This window comes from Salinispora sp. CH2A1_6 (assembly GCF_056820975.1).
Genome location: NZ_JBXEDG010000001.1, coordinates 412,551 through 427,700, shown reverse-complemented (window position 1 = coordinate 427,700; position 15,150 = coordinate 412,551). Strand labels below are relative to the sequence as shown.

Below are 15,150 nucleotides of genomic sequence, written 5' to 3'. Positions count from 1 at the left end.
GTCGGCGGCTTCGCCGGTCGCCCTTCGGGCGGACTGCTGCACTGACGTCGGGACGGGAACAGAGCCGGGGTCGATGACGATGCGACTCACGCACCGCCGGTCGGCGCACCCCCGGTCGTCGTTGGGCCGGTGACCGCGATGTTGGCCAGGTCGGCGGAGGCCCCGGACGGCCGGGCCGGGCCCGGCTCCGGTTCGGTGGTGGGCGGGGCGGCGACCGATTCGGTGGTGACCGTGCCGGTCGTGACTTCGGTGGTGGACGGGGCGGCAACCGTCTCGGTGGTGTCCGAGCCGGTCGCGGCCTCGGCCGACGCCGCGTCGGCGGCGGCGGTGGCCTCCGCGAGCCGCGCGTTCTCTCGACGGAACGTCTCGTAGATCTGGGTGAGCGACTGCTTCTGTGCCATGGTCAGGTCGGGGTCTGCGGCTATCGCGGCGAGAACACCCTGTCCCTCGCGGTCGTCCAGCAGCCCGGCCCGCAGGTACATCGCCGGAGTGGAGACCCGCAGCGCGCTGGCGAGCTGCTGCAGCACCTCCGCGCTGGGCTTGCGCAGCCCGCGCTCGATCTGACTCAGATACGGGTTACTGACGCCCGCCTGCTCGGACAGCTGCCGGAGGGAGATCTTCGCACTCCGGCGCAGGTCCCGAATGAACCCGCCGATGTTGGGAAGGTCTTTACCACTGGCCATAACTCCACGCTAGCTCGCGGTGCTAACTCCTGCAAGCAAAATGCTAGCCAGAGTTAGCGCCGGTGCGCCCCGCCGTCCGGGTGCTGGCCACCCAGCCGCAGCCAGCACCACACCACCTTGCGTCGGAGCGAGTTACCAGAGCGACCGGACGGCGCCTACCGGCCGCCCACCGCCGAGGAGTGGGACCTCGGCGAACACCGCCAACGCCGGTGCGGTCACCCCGAGCCGGCGCAGCGCGGAGACCAGCACCGGCATCCGGGCCCGGCCGGCACCATCGTCGATCTTCAACGCGATCGCGCCGACACCGGGGACCGCCGCGGCGATGACCCCCTCGACCCCGATCTTCGCGAGTAGCCCCGGCACCGCCCGCATCATCCGGCTGTCGTCGGCCCGCGTACCGCCGACAATCTCCGGGTGGGCCCGCATCGAGTCCGCCACCGCCCGCTCCGGCGAGCCCGGCTCCGCCTGCACCAGCCGCAGGTACGCCAGCGCCAGGCCAGACAACGACACGGCCAGCACCGGTGCGCCACAGCCGTCAATTCCGACCGCCGCCGCCGGCTCGTCGGTGAACTCCTCAACCGCTGCCCGCAACCGCTCCTGCAACGGGTGCTCGCTGCGCCAGTACCCCTCCCCGGGCCAGCCCGCCGCCTGGCAGGTCAGCAGCATTCCGGTGTGTTTTCCGGAGCAGTTCATCTGGATCCGGGTCGGGCCACCGCCGGCGCGCAGCACCGCCGCCCTCGCCTCCTCGTCCGCCGGCAGGTCCGGCGGGCAGTGCAACGCGGACTCGTCGAGCCCGGCCCGCGCCAGCAACCCACCGACCCGGGCCCGGTGGAAATCCTCCCCCTCGTGGCTGGCCGAGACCAGGGCGAGGTCAGCCGAGTCGGCCAACCGCAGGCCCGCACGGATCATCCCGACCGTCTGCAACGGCTTGTTCGACGATCGGGGAAAGATCGGCGACGTCACATCCCCCGCCTTCGCCACCGCCGCGCCAGTCGCGTCGAGCGCCACCACCGACCCACGATGCACGCCCTCAACGAAACCTGACCGGACCACCTCAGCGAGCGGCACACCGCCCTCGTACGTCTTTCCCACGGCGTGGACGTTACCGCCCTTCGGGAACGTCCAGCCGACGGGTGACCAGGGAATTGGGAACACCACGTCAGGGGGCGGCCCCCACCGCACCACTTACCGGCGAGGGGCGGGCACGCCGAGCAGTTCCCGGGCTTCGGCGGTGGTGAGCGGAGGGCGCTGAGCGAGCTGGGCAAAGCCGACCGCGCGGGCCACGAGCTGCATGTTGGACTCGACCGGCTGCCCCTTGGCATAGGTCACCGTGTCCTCCATGCCCACCCGGAGGTGTCCGCCCGCCGAGAGCGAAGCCAGCAGGACCGGGATCGTGCTACGACCGACGCCGGTCGCCGAAAAGGTGGTGCCGGCTGGTAGGTCCCGCAGCATCTGCGCGGCGGCCACCAGGGCCCCGGGAGTGCCGGGCATTCCGCCGGGCACGCCCATGACGAGGTCGACGTGCACATGCCCGCCGGCCGGCAGGCCGTACTTGCCGAGCAGGCGTTGCAGGGCGGTGAGGTGCCCCAGGTCGAAAATCTCGTACTCCGGGACGATGCCGCGCTCCTGCATCCGGGTGTGCAGCTCGACGATGAACTCCCACCGGTTGAGAAACACGTCGGTGCCGAAGTTGACCGTGCCCATCGTGCAGGAGGCCATGTCAGGGGCGGCATCGAGCACGGCGAGCCGGTCGGCCTCCGGGTCACTGACCGCGCCACCCGAGGAGAGCTGCACGACCAGGTCGGTGCTCTCGCGAAGCGCCGCAACGGTCTCGCGCAGCCGCCGCTGGTCGAGGGTCGGCTGCGCCGCACCGTCCCGGATGTGGACGTGGACCACGGAGGCGCCCAGGGCCTCGCACTCCTTCGCGGTCAGCAGCAGCTCATCGAGGGTGACCGGCAGCGCCGGCACCTCAACCTTGGCCGACTCGGCCCCGGTCGGGGCAACCGTGATCAACGTCCCTGTCGTCATGTCCGGATCCTAGTCGCCCGACCGACGGCCGGAAGTCTTCCGGCATGCCGGCTGTCAGGCCTGAACCCTTCCGCTGCCAGCAGCCTCAGACCGGGTTCCTTCCCTAGCTATCGATCATCGCGGCGGTCTCCCCGACCAGCAGCCGGGCGTCGTCAGGCACGTTGCGCTTGACCACCGCCAAGGCGACCTGGCCCAGCTCGTGGTGGTGCACGGCGGTGCCGACGAAGCCGACCGCCCGCCCGTCCCGAGTCACCGGAGTGCCGGCCGATGGTGGCTGGTCCGTGGTCACCCCGTCCAGATGCAGGAGGACGAGTCGACGCGGCGGTCGACCCATGTTGTGCACCCGGGCCACCGTCTCCTGCCCCCGATAGCAGCCCTTCTCCAGGTGTACGGCCGGCCCGACCAGGCCCACCTCCGCCGGAATACTCCGGTGGTCGGTATCCAGCCCGACCCGAGGCCGACGGGCGGCCACCCGCACCGCCTCGTACGCCCAGAGCCCGGCGACCGGCACATCCGCGTCGCGCAGCTCGGCCACCACCCGACCCATGGCCTCCCGAGCCACCAGCAGATCAACGCCGAGCGGGCCGCGGCGGGCCCAGCCCCCGATCGGTAGCGCACGAACGTCGTAGCGCACCGTCGACCGGGGCGGTACCGAGCCGGCCCGGAACTTCGGGCCGGGCACCTCGAGCAGGTCCGGGTCGGCCAGGTCGGAGACGCCGAGCGTCGCCACGGCGTCCACCGCCCCCGGCCCGACCAGCGAGAGCAGGGCGTGCTCCGGCGTCACGTCGCGCGGTTCCACCTTGCTGAAGAAGCGCATCCGCTCCAGATACCCGAGCAGCCCGGCGGTGTCGCCCGGCTCGGTGTCCAGCCAGGTCGTACCGCCCTCCTCGGCCACCATCGCGTGCTGCTCGACGTGCCCGTGCGGGGAGAGCACCAGCAACTCGGTGCCCTGCCCGGGGGGAAGGTCCGCCAGGTGCTGGGTGGTGAGCGTGTGCAGCCAGCCGAGGCGATCCTCGCCCGGCACCGCGATCACCCCCCGGTGCGAGCGGTCGACCAGGCCGACCCCCGTCTCCAGGGTGCGCTGCTCGCGCAGCGGATCCCCGTAGTGCGCCGCCACCGACCGGACCCCCGCCGCGGCGTGCGCCGGCTCCGGCTGATCCCGGCTGCCCTCGTCGATGCTCTCGACGGAGACCGCCCCAGCAATATCGATCATTCCTGCACCCCGTTCTCACAGCGATCACAGCGGCCAAAGAGGGAGACATGGCCGACGTCCACCCGGAACCCCCGCTGCTCGGCAAGTTGGTCAGCCAAGGGGCGCAGCAGGGCGGGATCGATCTCGTCGATCGCGCCGCACTCCCGGCAGACCAGGTGCACGTGCTGGTCCTCGCCGGCCGCGTGGAAGGTCGGCGAGCCGTGCGAGAGATGGGTGTGCGTCACCAGGCCGAGCCGCTCCAGCAGCTCCAGCGTGCGATAGATGGTAGTGATGTTGACCCCTGCGGCCACCTCCCGGACAGCCGTGTGGACCTGCTCCGGGGTGGCGTGCCCCAGCTCCAACACCGCCTGGAGGACGAGCTGCCGCTGCGCCGTCAGGCGCAGCCCACGGGCCCGGAGCAGTTCCGCGAGGGAGGATTCGGACACCGTCCAAGCATAGTTCGCGCGGGCCGAACAGCACTCTCCCGTCCGACCGGCCCCGTTCTGCCGGCGCCCGTGTCGGTGGTGCCGGGCCGGACGGTACCCGACGCAGCCCGGCTGGGCCCTATGCTCAGCGGCCATGACGACGGCGAGGATCGCAGTGCTCGGACGGGGCCGGGTGCCGGTCACCGAGCCAGTGCTACGCGGCGACGACCTGGGCGTCCTACACGGTGACGGCCTCTTCGAAACGATGCACCTGCGGGCGGGTCGGCCCTGGCTGCGGGAGGCACACCTGGAACGGATGACCAGGGCGGCCCCGGTGCTGGGGCTGACCCTGCCGCCGGCCGACGCCCTGGTCGCGCTGCTCGAGGAGATCTGCGTCGACTGGCCCACCGAGGTTGAGGGGGCGCTGCGGCTGGTCTGCACCCGCGGCGTGGCCGACGGCGAGGCCCCGACCGCGTACGCCACGCTGGCCCCGGTGCCGCCGTCGGCCCGGGTCGCCCGCCGGGACGGGATCACCGTGGCGACATTGCCGCTGGGCGTGCCGGCCCGCGGCCGCGCCGGCCTGGACTGGTTGCCCACCGGCAGCAAGACCACGTCGTACGCGGTGCACAACGCCGCCCGTCGGTGGGCGTCCCGCAACGGCGTCACCGACGCGCTCTGGACCTCCACCGACGGGTACGTCCTGGAGGGGCCGACCGCCAACGTCCTCTGGCTCACCGGCGGGGCGCTGCGCACGGTGCCCGCCACGGCCGGCATCCTGCCCGGCACCACCGCCGCGTGGCTGCTGGCCAACGCCGAACAGGTGGGGCTGGCCGCATACGAGCAGCTGGCGACCCCGGCCGAGTTGCACGCCGCGGACGCGGTCTGGTTCAGCTCGTCGGTCCGGGGCCTGGTCGAGGTCCGTGTCCTCGACGGCATCGGCCGACCGCGGTCGGCCTACACCCGGCGGCTGCAGGCCCTACTCGGCTTCCCCGTTCCGCCCGACGACGACCAACCGGACTGACCTCCGCCGCCGCGGATCAGCCGGACTGATCTCAGCCGCCCACCCGGGTCAGCCGAGCGGACAGGTGCGGGGTGAGGCCGTGCCCGACCGCGGCCATCTCCTGCGCGTAGAGCAGGGCGCCCTCCACGATGCCGAAGAGGCGGTGACCGGCGGTCACCTCCTTCGCGGTGGGGGTGCGGACCACCGCGTCGGTCGCGAATTCGAGCTGGGTGCCGGTGCGCTTGCCGAGGTGCAGCTCCATCACGCCGGTGGGCGTGCTCATCAGCGCTTCCCACTCGTTGGTCGCCCGGTCGTCACCGTCGAGCACCGGCCGCCACCAACCCATCTCCCGCCCGGCCGGGCGGACCGGTCGGCTCTGCTCGTCCAGCAGCCACGCCCGCGACTCATAGCAGAGGAACGGTCGGCCGTCGTGGCTGATCCGGATCTCCTGCGCGTAGTCGAAATCCTCGATGGTGGGGTAGCCGCCCCGGCCTCGACCCCGCCACACCCCGATGTACGGCAGCAGGCCGTCCAGAGTGGGGTGCAGTTTCGGGCCGGTACGCAGGTCGTGGCTCTCCTCGTAGGGGTACGGGTCCACCGGAGGCGCGTTCAGCCACGGCGGCTGAAGCGGATTCTCGTCACTCACTAATGCCCTCTCGAAATGCGTACGGCGAGGTAGACCAAGCCGCCGGCGAGCCCGCCCAGCGCGGCGACCAGCAAACTTACGAACCCTATCTCGGTGACCATCGGCGACTATCCTATGCTGGCGCTCGTGGGCCGAAACCTCGTCGTCAAGGTCACCGCCGGAGCGGATTCCCCGGAGCGGTGCGCGCAGGCCTTCACGGTTGCCGCCACCGCCGCCGCCGCCGGAGTGGACGTCTCGCTCTGGCTGACCGGTGAGGCAACCTGGTTCGCGCTGCCCGGCCGGGCGCAGGAGTTCGCGCTGCCGCACTCGGCCCCGCTGGGCGAGCTACTGCACGTGATCCTGACGACGGGCCGGGTGACCGCCTGCACACAGTGCGCGGCCCGCCGGGACATCGGGCCCGGTGACGTGCTGCCCGGCGTCCGGATCGCCGGCTCGGCGGTCTTCGTCGAAGAGATCATGGCCGAGGAGACCCGCGCGCTCGTCTACTAGCGCTCCGCGACACCGTCCTACCCGCACGACGCCATCCTGTGGCACAGGCTTTCCGGAGTTCGTCGGACGACGGCCGGGATCAGATAGTGACGATGTCTCCCTCGTCAGTCAGCGCACCCGGTCGAGAGCGCCAGGTGCAGCTGGTCGCCGGCGGCATCGGCGACGATCAGGTCGGTGCCGCGCCGGTAGGCGTACGCCTCGGATGTCTCGACCACGACGGTGCCGGCCGCCAACGGGGCCAGGGCGCTCAACGAGGCCGGCCCGGCACCGGCGGCTACCCGCTGGGTCCACGCCTCCGCACCTCCGGGGCAGGGGGCCGCGACCTCGTCCGAGTGCTCGGGAACCGGGCGGCCCAACGCCTGCAACGCGGCTCGCAGCGCCGGTTCGGGCGGGTTCCCAAGCAGCCGATCGCCGGACCCGGCGTCGGTCGGGCGACAGCCGGTCAGTACCTCGAGCCGAACCCGGCCCGGACTCGTTGACTCCCCCTCGACCAGGACGAACTCACCCGCGTCGGCGCGCAGCAGCGGGCCCTCGGCGGCATCCCGCACGCCGGCCCGCCATCGTGCCGGCAGCGCCTCGGCGACCTGACTGAGCAGCTCGCGCTCGCCTCCCTCGGCGACCAGGACGTCGATCCCGCGGGTCAGTTCGGCGCCCGTGCTGACCGGGGTGACCCGGCAGCCCCGCTCCAGGCGGGACGGAGTCATCGCCCACGCCGTGCCGTCGAGCGCCGCGACGAGTTGGCCGACCGCCGCGCCGACCACCGGCGTCGCCTGCTCCATCGTGCGCTGCTCCCGCACCGTCGGCTCGTCGGTGCGGGCCGACCACCAGGCCAGCCCCGCCAGCAGCACCGCCCAGGCCACCGTGCCCGCGATCAGTAAGCGTCGGGCCCACGACCGGGACGGCGGGCGACCAGGCCCGGAGGGTGGGGCGTACCCCGGATGGACGGCGCTCACCGCGTCATCGTGCCATGGCCCCCACCGGGGTCAGCCGCCGCCGGGAGGGCCGCGCTATCCGCCCGAGTCGTCGGAGCCCAGGACGAGCCGGTAGCCGACCCCGCGCACGGTCAGCACCCGTGGGCCACCGGAGAGCAGGCGCAGCTTGCGCCGGAGCCGCTTGATCGCCGAGTGCAGGATCGCGGTGTCGCCGAGGTAGGCGCCGCCCCAGACCGCGGCGAAGAGTCGCTCGTAGCTCCAGAGCCGGACCGGCGGGGTCACCAACCGGGTCAACAACCGCCGTTCGGTCCGGGTGAGCGCCAGTGGATGCCCTCGCCAGGTGACCAGGTGCCCCGGCGGGTCAACCACCAGCTCGCCGTAGCGGACCGGGGCATCCGGTGGACCGGTACCCCGCTCCTGCGTGACGGACGGTTCAGGAAAGAGCATCGCCCGCAGCTCCGCGAGATCGGCACAGCTCAGCACCGGCCCCACCCCGTCGAGCCGACGCAACACGCGCTCGCGCACGGCCATGTCGGAACTCACGCAGACCACGATCGGACCTTTCCCCTCAGACACGCAGCCTCCCCAGGCACCCAGGTTCACGTGACCAACATCACCCCGTCGAGATGATGTCGGGCCGAACATCGAGTCAGCGTACGGCCAGAGACGCGCCCAGTCACTGATCGAGTACTGACCGAGACGATGCATTGATAAGCATCGGTATTTTCACGAGCATGGCTGGCGCGGGCTCGGAACAGCCCGGGCCCGCGGACGTGGGGAGGACACGTGTTCGTACGACCATCCGCGCGGTCACGCCTGGGGCGTCTGGCCGTCGCGTTCGGGGCGCTGGTGCTGGGGTTGAGCTCCCAGCCCGCGCTCGCCGCGTCGTCGCCCGGCGCATCGGAGCGGGCAACCGTCGCGTCCGAGCTGCTGGACACCAGCGACAGCACCAGTTTCCTGGTCTTCCTACGGGAAACCGCACCGCTCGCCAGCACCGCGACCCTGCAAGCGCCCGACGACCGGGCCCGCGCGGTCCACCAACTCCTGACCAACACCGCCGACCGCACCCAAGCCGACCTGCTGCGGCTACTTGAGGCGCGGAAGGCGGAGCACACCTCCTACTGGATCACCAACGCCATCCAGGTCCACGGTGACCGGGCCCTGATCGACGAGATCGCGAGCCGGCCCGAGGTCGAGCGAATCGAGCCGATCCGCAGTCGCCAGCTGATCGCGCCGACGCCCGCCGAGGCCGAGGCCCGTACCGACGCCATCGAGTGGGGCGTCGCCGAAATCGGCGCGCCCCAGGTGTGGGACGAGTTCGGCGACCGCGGCGAAGGCATCGTGATCGCCAACATCGACACCGGCGTGCAGTACGACCACCCCGCGCTCGTCAACTCCTACCGGGGCAACCTCGGCGACGGCAGCTTCGACCACGCCTACAACTGGTTCGACCCGACGGGCGTCTGCGCCGACTCGGAGCCCTGCGACAACAACGACCACGGCACGCACACGATGGGCACGATGGTCGGTGACGACGGGGCCGACAACCAGATCGGCGTCGCACCGGGTGCCCGCTGGATAGCGGCGAAGGGCTGCGAGGCCAGGACCTGCTCGGACGCCGCGCTGCTCGCCTCCGGCCAGTGGATCCTGGCCCCGACCGACGCCAACGGCGAGAACCCCCGCCCGGAGCTGCGCCCCGACATCGTCAACAACTCGTGGGGCGGCGGCGGCAACAACCCCTGGTACCAGCAGACCGTCGACGCGTGGCGGGCCGCCGGGATCCTCCCGGTCTTCTCCAACGGCAACAGCGGCCCGAACTGCGGCACCGCCGGTTCCCCCGGGGACTACGAGAGTTCGTACGCCGTCGGGGCGTACGGCTCGAACGGCGCCATCGCCGGCTTCTCCAGCCGTGGCTCCGGCACCGAGCTGATCAAGCCGAACATCGCCGCGCCGGGGGTGGCCGTGCGCTCCAGCGTCGCTGGCGGCGGATACGCCGCGTTCAGCGGCACCTCGATGGCAGCCCCGCACGTCGCCGCCACAGCCGCTCTGATCTGGTCGGTCGCCCCCAGCCTCCGCGGGGACCTGCCGGCGACCGAGGCGCTGCTGGACCGTACCGCCCGCGATGTCGATGACACCACCTGCGGCGGGACCGCGGCCGACAACAACGTCTTCGGCGAAGGCCGACTCGACGCGTACGTGGCGGTAAGCGAGGCCCCCCGCGGCCCGGTCGGGCGGGTCACCGGCACCGTGACCGCAGCCGAGGACGGCGAGCCGATCGCCGGGGTGACCATCGACGACGGCACCCGCGACACCACCACCGGCGCCGACGGCCGGTACTCGCTGACCGTTCCGGCCGGTGCGACCACGGTGACGGCCACCCGGTACGGCTACGAGTCGCAGTCGGACACGTTCACCGTGGCCGAGGGCGGGGCGGTGACCCGGGACTTCGCGCTCGTCGCGAGCCCCATGGTCACGGTGAGCGGTCAGGTTACCGACGGCTCCGGACACGGCTGGCCGCTCTATGCGAAGATCGACATTGCCGGCAAGCCGGGTGACCCGGTCTTCACCGACCCGGTAACGGGAGAGTGGTCGGCCACTGTCGCCGGCGACAACACCTACTCGATCACCGCCACCCCGCAGTACCCGGACTATCGGACGGCGACCCGGGAGGTACCGGTCGGCAGCGACGCCACCACCGTCGACATGGCTGTGCGGATCGCGGAATCCTGCACGGCGGCCGGCTACACCGGCAGCTACGGCGACCCGCTCCTGACGGAGGACTTCGCCGACAGCACCACGCCGGAAGGCTGGTCGGTGGTCAACCGCACCGACGAGGGCGGTTGGACCTTCGAGGACCTCGGCGAACGGGGCAACCTGACCGGCGGCAGCGGCGGCTTCGCGATCATCGACAGCGACGAGCTCGGCCTCGGCAACAGTCAGGACACCGACCTGGTGAGCCCGACGGTGGATCTCTCCGGGACCCCCGCGCCGGTACTGCGGTTCAACACTGACTGGCGGGCCATCGGCATCACCGACAGCGCCGACATCGACGTCACCACCGACGGCGGCGAGACCTGGACCAACGTCTGGCACCAGACCAGCAGCCTGCGCGGACCGCGGGTCGAGGAGGTGCCGCTGACGCCGGCAGCCGGCGCGTCGGAGGTCCAGGTGCGGTTCCGCTTCGCCGGTTCCTTCGACTGGTGGTGGCAGGTCGACGATGTCGTCCTGGCCAACCGGAACTGCACCCCGGTGCCCGGTGGCCTGGTGGTCGGCACGACCAGCGACCAGAACACCGACGCAGCCCTCAACGGCGTCACGGTGACCAGCGTGGATCAGCCCGAAGACAACGCGGTCTCGGCCGGCACGCCGGACGACCCGGCGGAGTCGGACGGCTTCTACTGGCTCTTCTCCAGCCTCACCGGAACACACCCGTTCACCGCGGAGCGGGCACCGTACCCGGTGGCCACCCAGGACGTGACGGTCGTCGCCGACGAGGTACGACGGGCCGACTTCGCGCTCGCCGCCGGCAAGCTCACGGTCACCCCGACCGAGGTGGAGTCACACCAGCCGTACGGCAGCACCCGGAGCACCAAGGTGACGGTGAAGAACACCGGCACCGCCCCGGCCGAGGTCGAGGTGTTGGAGCGGTCCGGCGGGTTTGATCTGTTGGCGGCGCCGGGGGCCCCGCTGCGCGAGGTCACGGTGAAGGGCATCAGCACGGCCCGCACCGGGACCACGTACGGCGGAGCACCGGCCGAGGCCGACGGGTCGACGGACAACAGCTGGACCCGGGTCGCGGACCTCCCATCGGATGTCTTCGACAACTCCGCCGCCGTCCTGGACGGCAAGGTGTATTCGATCGGCGGCGGTAGCGCCACCGGCAACGAACGCGCGACCTGGGTCTACGACCCGGGCACCGATTCCTGGTCGGAGCTCCCGGCGCTCCCCACCTCCCGGGCGAAGCCGGGCGTCGCGGCGGTCGGCGGCAAGATCTACGTGACCGGTGGGTGGGGCAATGACGCCGACCCGGACTCCACGGTGAACGTCTTCGATCCGGCCAGCGAAACCTGGAGCACTCTGGACGGGGTCACCAACCCCGCGCCAACCGCTGCCCCCGGAACCGCCGTCGTCGATGGCAAGATCTACCTGGTGGGTGGCTGCGCCGACTCGAGCTGCACCGCGACCGACGACACGGTGGTCTTCGACCCGAGGGCCACGACCTTCACCACCGTTGCCCCCTACCCGCAGCAGGTCTCCTGGATGAGCTGCGGTGGCCTCGGCACCCAGGTGTACTGCGCCGGTGGCTCGGGCGCCGACACCGCCGCCCACAAGTACGACCCGGCGACGGACGCCTGGACTCCGATCGCGGACCTGCCGCTGGACCTGTGGGGTTCGTCGTACGCCGCGGCCGGCGGGATGCTCGTGCTGACCGGCGGGGTCACCGACGGCTCCACCGTGATCACGAACCGCACGGTGGCCTACGACCCGGCGGCCGGCACCTGGCAGGACCTGCCGAACGCCGAGTTCGCCCGGTACCGGGGGGCTGCCGCGTGTGGGGCCTACCGGATCGGCGGCTCACCCAGCTCGTTCATCGGATCGGCGGAGGTCGAACGGCTCAACGGCCTGGAGTTGTGCGTCCAGGAGGCGGAGCTGCCGTGGCTGAGCACCGCACCGGCCAGCTTCACCCTGGAGCCGGGCGAGTCCCGCAAGGTGCAGGTGACCCTCACGGCCACCGCCGAGGCCGGGGTTGAGCAGCCCGGTCGCTACAGCGGCGAGCTGGCCTTCGCAGCCGACGTGCCGTACCCGACCGCGCCGGTCAAGGTGGAGATGAACGTGTCTCCGCCGAAGAGCTGGGGCAAGCTCCAGGGCACGGTCACCGGGGTTACCTGCGGCGGGGAGACGGTCGGCGTACCGGCCACCGACACCGGGCTGGCGCGACCCGGCCAACGACCGGCGTCCCACCCCTTCCCGGGGTGGGACGCCCTCGCGCTCGGCCCAGGACTGCCGCTCCTCCCCCTGCCACCTTTCTAATCGCCGAAACACCCTTAAGAACCGGCTCCACCCGAAACCAATAACCCCTTCCCAGCACATAGATTCGCCAGGCTGTAGCTGCAGTCCTGAGGGTCGATCGAGAGCAACTTGACGCTCTCGGATGTCACGATGCGCAACCACTGAGAGGGGCGCGACCGAGCACATGGCACCCTGAACGAACGCCGGCTAACGCCCGATCAGATTCAGTCTGCACGGAGGATGGCGGAGGATCACCCGCCGCGTGAAGGATTGCAGGACTGCCCAATCGGCCGGCTCACTGCCTACCGGGCAGCGCCAAGAGATCGGGGCGACGAGCGGGAGAGGGTCCAGTCGGGCGACCGCACGTATTGCCGGCCCCCCTGGGTCGCGGACCCGAGGACTATAACCGCCTGCTCTCCGAAAACACCGCGTGCGGGCAGAGCAGGCAGGTCATCGCACCGCAAGACCGCCCCACCGCTTTAGCCTCGGTCTTTCATTTGAGTGGCGATCGGATAGCCGCTGATCGATGGATCCGGTTTGTGTGGTGGTAAGTGTTTTGTTGGCATGGTGAGGGCCCGGCGCGGGGCCGGGTTCCTCCGTGCTGCTGGCCGGGATGAGACTCGCTGGGTCAACCGGTGGGCCGGGGTAGTGCGGTGAGCTTGGTGAATGCGCTGGTGAGCGCATCGGCCCAGGGGCAGCTGGCGGCGATAGCGACCCGGGTCCGGCGGGCAGTGCGGGTGATCCGGGCAGCGACGTGCAGTAGCCGGTAGCGCAGCTTCTTCGGCTCGGCGGTGGCCAGCTCGCCGTTCAAGAGCAGGATCTGCGTCCAGGCGAGCAGGTCAATGCCGGTCAGGGCGAGCTGGAGCCAGGCCTGGTTGATCGCGAAGACGCGGGACGGGAACCGGCCGAAGCCGGTGTTCTTGCCGCAGCGGATGCGGTCCTCGACGCGGGCGTGGGCTCGATGCCGGGCCTGCAGGAACTGCACGGATCCGCTGCCGGCCGGAGTGTCGGTGGCGACGATTTGGTGCCGCCAACCTTCGAGGGTGTCGAACAGTGACAGCTGGGCGCCAGGGTGCGGGCGTTCCCGGCGGACCAGGAACCGGGTGCCCTCAGGCCAGCCAGCCGCGTCGAACAGACCGGTGATCTCGCAGACCTCGGCATGTTCACACAGGTCACCGTCGGTGTCGACGGCCGGAACCCAACCGGTTGCAGCCCGGATCGCCGCCCGCACGGGTTCGGTGATCGCGGCGCCGACACTAAATCGGATGTCCAGATGCTGCTCACGTAGGGCCTGGATGTGGGCCAGGAAGCCGTGGCTGGAACCAGCCGAATCCGAGCGCAGCAGGATCGGGGTGCCGTGCCGGACCGCGTCGGGGATCTGGGTGAGGGCCTGGTCGAGCACGCTGATGTGGTCGGCGGTGGTGTCGGACCCGGCCCGGCCTTCGCGCAGCAGCCCGGCCAAGGCCTCGCCGGTGTTGTCCAAGAAGCACAGCAGCGGGTGGAAGCCGAAGGTCTTCTTCCGGGTACGGGTCGCTGATTCCTTCTCGGAATGGCAGATCACGATGGTCGCGTCGATGTCCAGGACCAAGCCATCGACCGGGCGGCCGGCCACCGTCGGCCGCGGCAGGTCGCCGCGGACCTCGGCGTGCTGGGCCCAGGCGACCTCACGGGCGTGTGCCCGGGCGGACCGCAGCTCAGCCAGCGCAGATTCGGTCGAGCTGCGACAACAGCCTCCACGCCGTCGGATCGGAAGCGACCGGACCGAACAGCGCGGCCTCGTTGCGTAGCACGGCAAGGTCGGCGATGGCCTCACCGCCGTCGGCCAGCATCACCGCCACATCCACGGCGATCCGGCCCGGATCATGCCCGCTCTGCCGCTGCCGCAACCCCGCCAACGCCTGACTGAACGCGCTGGCCAAACCGGTCGCGTCGGCAAGGTCGGCCAGTAGCCGGGCACCGGCGTGACTGACCACGCCGCGGCCACCACCGGTCACCATGATCTTTGGACGCGTTGCGGTACTCTGCACCCTGCAAGTGCCTTCCATGACAGGAACATGGGACTCTCGACAAGCCCTATCTTCCCTGATCAGAAGGCACTTCTTTCGTTCCGGTCCACCCCCTGGACAACCCTTAACGAAGGGCCGAGGTTAGTTTTGGATGCGTACTCGCCACTTGACGGCAACTCAGTCGCGCAACGACAGACTTGTACGCACCACAGTCACTCTGGGCGTTGTTGATCTCCTCCAGGCTCCCCTTGCGAATCAGCCCGGATAGTCGGGTGGGAGCTCTACCTTCGGCCTCCGAACTGCCATACAAACGAGTTCCCCGGATTCCGAGATCGCGAATTTGGTGTCACCCGAACCCACAAACCAAGACGCCTGCGAGGCACCAAATTGCAGGAAGACGTTGTCGCCCTGAGTCGACCACGCAAGGTGCTGAGGAATAGACACATCACGCTTGGCCGGCTCCACATAGTCCGGAGTAACGCGCCATTCCCACATCTCTCGGTCAAGGACCACGGTCCCAAGATTCTTCGAATCTTCGGGCATTGAGAAACGTGGCGCGAATTCTGGCGGAGCCTCAATTACAACAAACTCCACGAGGGCTCCCGAACGTTCGTCTACCCTCATTTCCATGTACCCACCATTGATCCCTTGAATGTAAAGATTCAAGAGCCCCGAACGCTCTTCGAGCTGCCAGTTCACCGTTAGCGGAATCCAGGGGTCCGCCTGAATTTGTGCCGCC

At 70.6% G+C, this 15,150-nt stretch carries 12 protein-coding genes and 2 pseudogenes; 3 read left to right on the top strand and 11 right to left on the bottom strand.

Going from position 1 to position 15,150, the window contains the following annotated elements; all coding sequences use genetic code 11:
• Positions 1 to 86 precede the first annotated feature (86 nt).
• The 5 genes from AC1UKG_RS01980 to AC1UKG_RS01960 all read right to left on the bottom strand — a co-directional run bounded on the left by AC1UKG_RS01980 (position 87) and on the right by AC1UKG_RS01960 (position 4,349).
• Positions 87 to 683 (bottom strand): helix-turn-helix domain-containing protein, encoded by a 597-nt coding sequence (locus AC1UKG_RS01980; RefSeq protein WP_018815151.1) that lies wholly within the window; start codon positions 681 to 683, stop codon positions 87 to 89.
• Positions 684 to 815: 132 nt separating this feature from the next.
• Positions 816 to 1,775: an asparaginase gene (locus AC1UKG_RS01975; protein ID WP_018815150.1), complete on the bottom strand. Its 960-nt coding sequence runs from the start codon at positions 1,773 to 1,775 to the stop codon at positions 816 to 818.
• Positions 1,776 to 1,868: 93 nt separating this feature from the next.
• The gene (locus tag AC1UKG_RS01970) at positions 1,869 to 2,711 is read right to left on the bottom strand and encodes a beta-keto acid cleavage family enzyme (RefSeq protein WP_018743162.1); all 843 of its coding nucleotides are present in this window, start codon (positions 2,709 to 2,711) and stop codon (positions 1,869 to 1,871) included.
• A gap of 103 nt (positions 2,712 to 2,814) precedes the next feature.
• A complete protein-coding gene (gene ygfZ, locus AC1UKG_RS01965) occupies positions 2,815 to 3,924 on the bottom strand; it encodes a CAF17-like 4Fe-4S cluster assembly/insertion protein YgfZ (RefSeq protein WP_018743161.1) in 1,110 nt (369 codons plus the stop codon).
• Positions 3,921 to 4,349 carry a Fur family transcriptional regulator gene (locus AC1UKG_RS01960; protein ID WP_018743160.1) on the bottom strand — a complete coding sequence of 143 codons (429 nt, stop codon included), beginning with the start codon at positions 4,347 to 4,349 and terminating at the stop codon, positions 3,921 to 3,923. Before AC1UKG_RS01960 ends, ygfZ begins: the two co-directional genes overlap by 4 nt.
• 133 nt (positions 4,350 to 4,482) lie before the next feature.
• Here AC1UKG_RS01960 and AC1UKG_RS01955 point away from each other — a divergent pair, with 133 nt between their 5' ends.
• A complete protein-coding gene (locus tag AC1UKG_RS01955) occupies positions 4,483 to 5,349 on the top strand; it encodes an aminotransferase class IV (RefSeq protein WP_026325199.1) in 867 nt (288 codons plus the stop codon).
• Between the two features lie 31 nt (positions 5,350 to 5,380).
• Here AC1UKG_RS01955 and AC1UKG_RS01950 read toward each other — a convergent pair whose 3' ends face one another.
• The gene (locus AC1UKG_RS01950; protein ID WP_018743158.1) at positions 5,381 to 5,974 is read right to left on the bottom strand and encodes a nitrobindin family protein; all 594 of its coding nucleotides are present in this window, start codon (positions 5,972 to 5,974) and stop codon (positions 5,381 to 5,383) included.
• Positions 5,974 to 6,075, bottom strand: a complete 102-nt coding sequence (mtfM, locus tag AC1UKG_RS01945) for a small membrane protein MtfM (RefSeq protein ID WP_018218112.1) — start codon at positions 6,073 to 6,075, stop codon at positions 5,974 to 5,976. The genes AC1UKG_RS01950 and mtfM overlap by 1 nt, the downstream gene beginning before the upstream one ends.
• A gap of 13 nt (positions 6,076 to 6,088) precedes the next feature.
• On the opposite strand from mtfM, the gene AC1UKG_RS01940 reads away from it, so the two are divergent.
• Positions 6,089 to 6,463: a DsrE family protein gene (locus AC1UKG_RS01940; protein ID WP_018743157.1), complete on the top strand. Its 375-nt coding sequence runs from the start codon at positions 6,089 to 6,091 to the stop codon at positions 6,461 to 6,463.
• A 104-nt stretch (positions 6,464 to 6,567) separates the two neighbouring features.
• On the opposite strand, the gene AC1UKG_RS01935 is transcribed toward AC1UKG_RS01940, so the two are convergent.
• Together AC1UKG_RS01935 and AC1UKG_RS01930 are read right to left on the bottom strand one after the other, a co-directional pair.
• Positions 6,568 to 7,416, bottom strand: a complete 849-nt coding sequence (locus AC1UKG_RS01935; RefSeq protein WP_026271674.1) for a hypothetical protein — start codon at positions 7,414 to 7,416, stop codon at positions 6,568 to 6,570.
• A 54-nt stretch (positions 7,417 to 7,470) separates the two neighbouring features.
• Complete coding sequence (locus AC1UKG_RS01930) at positions 7,471 to 7,926, bottom strand: winged helix-turn-helix domain-containing protein (RefSeq protein ID WP_018743155.1); 456 nt, start codon at positions 7,924 to 7,926, stop codon at positions 7,471 to 7,473.
• Between the two features lie 255 nt (positions 7,927 to 8,181).
• Here AC1UKG_RS01930 and AC1UKG_RS01925 point away from each other — a divergent pair.
• A pseudogene (locus AC1UKG_RS01925) lies at positions 8,182 to 12,315 on the top strand (S8 family serine peptidase); the annotation flags it as partial.
• A gap of 718 nt (positions 12,316 to 13,033) precedes the next feature.
• On the opposite strand, the pseudogene AC1UKG_RS01920 reads toward AC1UKG_RS01925, so the two are convergent.
• Together AC1UKG_RS01920 and AC1UKG_RS01915 are read right to left on the bottom strand one after the other, a co-directional pair.
• Positions 13,034 to 14,450, bottom strand: a pseudogene (locus AC1UKG_RS01920) (IS1380 family transposase).
• Positions 14,451 to 14,666: 216 nt separating this feature from the next.
• Entirely contained in the window at positions 14,667 to 15,110 is a 444-nt protein-coding gene (locus tag AC1UKG_RS01915; RefSeq protein ID WP_482641944.1) for a hypothetical protein, read from the bottom strand.
• Between the last annotated feature and the right edge of the window lie 40 nt (positions 15,111 to 15,150).

Coding starts and splice junctions, on each gene's coding strand:
- AC1UKG_RS01980 (WP_018815151.1), bottom strand. CDS start 683: ATGGCCAGTGGTAAAGACCTTCCCAACATCGGCGGGTTCATTCGGGAC.
- AC1UKG_RS01970 (WP_018743162.1), bottom strand. CDS start 2,711: ATGACGACAGGGACGTTGATCACGGTTGCCCCGACCGGGGCCGAGTCG.
- AC1UKG_RS01930 (WP_018743155.1), bottom strand. CDS start 7,926: ATGGCCGTGCGCGAGCGCGTGTTGCGTCGGCTCGACGGGGTGGGGCCG.
- mtfM (WP_018218112.1), bottom strand. CDS start 6,075: ATGGTCACCGAGATAGGGTTCGTAAGTTTGCTGGTCGCCGCGCTGGGC.
- AC1UKG_RS01940 (WP_018743157.1), top strand. CDS start 6,089: ATGCTGGCGCTCGTGGGCCGAAACCTCGTCGTCAAGGTCACCGCCGGA.
- AC1UKG_RS01955 (WP_026325199.1), top strand. CDS start 4,483: ATGACGACGGCGAGGATCGCAGTGCTCGGACGGGGCCGGGTGCCGGTC.
- ygfZ (WP_018743161.1), bottom strand. CDS start 3,924: ATGATCGATATTGCTGGGGCGGTCTCCGTCGAGAGCATCGACGAGGGC.